Here is a 2621-nt window from a genome sequence, read left to right as displayed (position 1 = left end):
CCCAAGAAACAGCATCTTGCGAGAGGCTGGAGACAGCATTCGCTCTACCCATTTACGTCTGCCTGAAGCGGTTTTGTCGGATCATAACGTCGAACGGGCTTGGCAAGCCTATACCCAAAACAGACGAGACATTTCGTCCGTTGAACTTGCATCCCTTATGAGCGTGAACCTTCCCGTCAAGGATGATGAAACGCGTGTGGATGTCACCATGGATGATATGATCGGATTAGTTCGAGGCACTTTTGAGGATCAATAATCTAGACCTGAGAAAATCATTTGATTACAGTGCATTAAGTCGGGTCTTTGAAAAGATGGTATGATAGCCCTAGAATGGCTAGTGCGCTGAAATAAATGATTTTTGTTTGTGCAAAGTTACTGCTCCCCGCCGGGTAGGCGGCTGAGAGACAGTTTTTCCGTGCTGTATCGTGGCTAAAACCGCTCCCCGCCGGGTAGGCGGCTGAGAGAGGAGGTTATACTTGATATGCTCCCCGCCGGGTAGGCGGCTGAGAGAAAGTGCTGAATATCTGCCCTGGGCAACAGGTCGCTCCCCGCCGGGTAGGCGGCTGAGAGATTTGATGCGCGACCGATTGGCACCTCAAAAGCGCTCCCCGCCGGGTAGGCGGCTGAGAGAAAAAAGGATAAGACAGCGTTCAAAAACGCGATGCTCCCCGCCGGGTAGGCGGCTGAGAGAAAAACGAAAACGCCATGAGGGGCCTTAAAAAATGCTCCCCGCCGGGTAGGCGGCTGAGAGAAATAGCGGTATTCCGGCCATCGTCAACACGATGCTCCCCGCCGGGTAGGCGGCTGAGAGATGATTCAGATGAATGTTTGGATCGCCAAGAAGGCTCCCCGCCGGGTAGGCGGCTGAGAGACATGAAAATGCTGTTTCGCACAACTGAAAGTTGCTCCCCGCCGGGTAGGCGGCTGAGAGACCCCTACCCAGTAGAGAGGAAGAAAAAAAATAGCTCCCCGCCGGGTAGGCGGCTGAGAGAAAGCTTTAGGAGACGCACCGACAAAGCGCGAAGCTCCCCGCCGGGTAGGCGGCTGAGAGAAGTTGGACGATATGCGGCTGTGATCGGTCATCGCTCCCCGCCGGGTAGGCGGCTGAGAGACGACGCCATTTTCTCCAAAATTCGTCGATATTGCTCCCCGCCGGGTAGGCGGCTGAGAGAAGTAGCAGCGGCCCTCTTCATCTTCCAATAGAGCTCCCCGCCGGGTAGGCGGCTGAGAGATCTCTTATATGCGTATGATGCGCGTTGCGTCAGCTCCCCGCCGGGTAGGCGGCTGAGAGATCTTTGGCCGGCGCGTTTGGATCGTGCGGCCGGCTCCCCGCCGGGTAGGCGGCTGAGAGATAAAAGAGGCAACAATAACCCCGGCACAATGGGCTCCCCGCCGGGTAGGCGGCTGAGAGAATTGCTCTATTGTGTTTCCTCAGTCTGCCCTTGCTCCCCGCCGGGTAGGCGGCTGAGAGACGTATGTTGCTTCGCTACAGTCTAAAATTGGGCCCTGTTGCAAAGCGAGTTTAAGAACGCGTGTATCCTCATTTAGACAACCAATCCTCTGAGCGAAGACCATGTACTCTTGTAAACTCACGAAGGTTTCCGGTTACAACGATGAGCCCTTTGCTACGAGCATGGCCAGCGATCATGAGATCATACGGCCCAATGACACAGCCCCTGTTTTCTAAATCAGCCCGAATTTCTGCCGTGTGGGCAGCAGCATCGTCATCAAAAGGCAAAACATCCAACCGAGAGGCGAAAAGCTCGACTTGGCGGCGGTGCCTTACGGGATCCTGAGACTTCTCTGCACCGTAAAGGAGTTCATACAATACGACGTCAGAGATGCAGAGCGCTTCAGCGTTATCGTTGAAACGCTCTCTCAACCCTTGTGGTCGATCACGCAGCACACGAATACAGAAATTCGTATCAAGTAAGAAGCGGAGCATCAGAAGCTTTCTCGCTCCTGCATCTCGGGCTGTCTCCGGGGCGGCAACTCAACACCGGGTGAGGCAAAGAAATCATCCCAAGCAGCATTGGCCGGCGCGATGATCCGACGCGCACCGTCGGAGATGATGACCACGTCCTTCAGATCAGGTGCGAAGGCAACAGTCTTGGGAAGGCGTACCGCCTGAGTGCGGTTCGAGAAAAAAAGTGTCGTGCGGGTCAACATCATGAAGCTCCAATGTATATTCATAATGTATATACATATGGTATCCTTTACGCAACGAAAAATTCCAAAAGTAAGGAATTAATAGCTTGTCATTTTGGGGTATATCCCAGAATGATGTCATGGCACTCGTTTAGAATACGTCAATATAGAATGGTTTCAATATATTCATGACATTCGTCCCCAAACCTCATAGATATTAACATGACATTTGGAGGAGAAGAGGGCGTTGAAGGGTCAAAGGGTCGGTTATGGGCCCTGTTGCAAAGTTCAGTTTGGGTCGCCTGGGCCCCGTTTGTTTTGATTTTCGAACGATTTAGAAGCTGAATTGTCTTTCGATGAGACGCACTTCTCCCATGATACCCTCTTGGAATTGGAAGAGTTCAGCTTGCCCCTTTTTCAAGGCACGCATGACCTCGAAGCCTTTGATCGTCGCATAAGCAGTTTTGAGGCTT

3 protein-coding genes, 1 pseudogene and 1 CRISPR repeat array are annotated in these 2621 nt (G+C 52.8%); of the genes and pseudogenes, 1 reads left to right on the top strand and 3 read right to left on the bottom strand.

The features are described 5' to 3' along the window. A partial coding sequence (locus NTH01S_RS11935) for a hypothetical protein (RefSeq protein ID WP_169802081.1) occupies positions 1 to 256 on the top strand: 256 nt, incomplete at its 5' end. Positions 257 to 377: 121 nt separating this feature from the next. After that, a CRISPR array of direct repeats spans positions 378 to 1472; the repeat unit is 28 nt; unit sequence GCTCCCCGCCGGGTAGGCGGCTGAGAGA. 68 nt (positions 1473 to 1540) lie between these two features. Here the strand turns inward: NTH01S_RS11935 and vapC are convergent. From vapC to NTH01S_RS11930, 3 genes and pseudogenes are all read right to left on the bottom strand, one after another. Beyond that, a complete protein-coding gene (vapC, locus tag NTH01S_RS11320; protein WP_068173759.1) occupies positions 1541 to 1945 on the bottom strand; it encodes a type II toxin-antitoxin system tRNA(fMet)-specific endonuclease VapC in 405 nt (134 codons plus the stop codon). Beyond that, positions 1945 to 2193 carry a type II toxin-antitoxin system VapB family antitoxin gene (gene vapB / locus NTH01S_RS11315; protein ID WP_456306304.1) on the bottom strand — a complete coding sequence of 83 codons (249 nt, stop codon included), beginning with the start codon at positions 2191 to 2193 and terminating at the stop codon, positions 1945 to 1947. Before vapB ends, vapC begins: the two co-directional genes overlap by 1 nt. Before the next feature lie 289 nt (positions 2194 to 2482). Beyond that, positions 2483 to 2621, bottom strand: a pseudogene (locus NTH01S_RS11930) (IS6 family transposase); the annotation flags it as partial.

This window comes from Neokomagataea thailandica NBRC 106555 (assembly GCF_001598495.1).
Taxonomy (GTDB): domain Bacteria; phylum Pseudomonadota; class Alphaproteobacteria; order Acetobacterales; family Acetobacteraceae; genus Gluconobacter; species Gluconobacter thailandicus_A.
The sequence above is the reverse complement of the archived record's forward strand: the minus strand, read 5'-3'. Positions and strand labels throughout refer to the sequence as shown.

What these genes read in the sequence shown, in the direction of transcription:
- vapC (WP_068173759.1), bottom strand. Translation starts at nt 1,945, where the DNA reads ATGCTCCGCTTCTTACTTGATACGAATTTCTGTATTCGTGTGCTGCGT.
- vapB (WP_456306304.1), bottom strand. Translation starts at nt 2,193, where the DNA reads ATGAATATACATTGGAGCTTCATGATGTTGACCCGCACGACACTTTTT.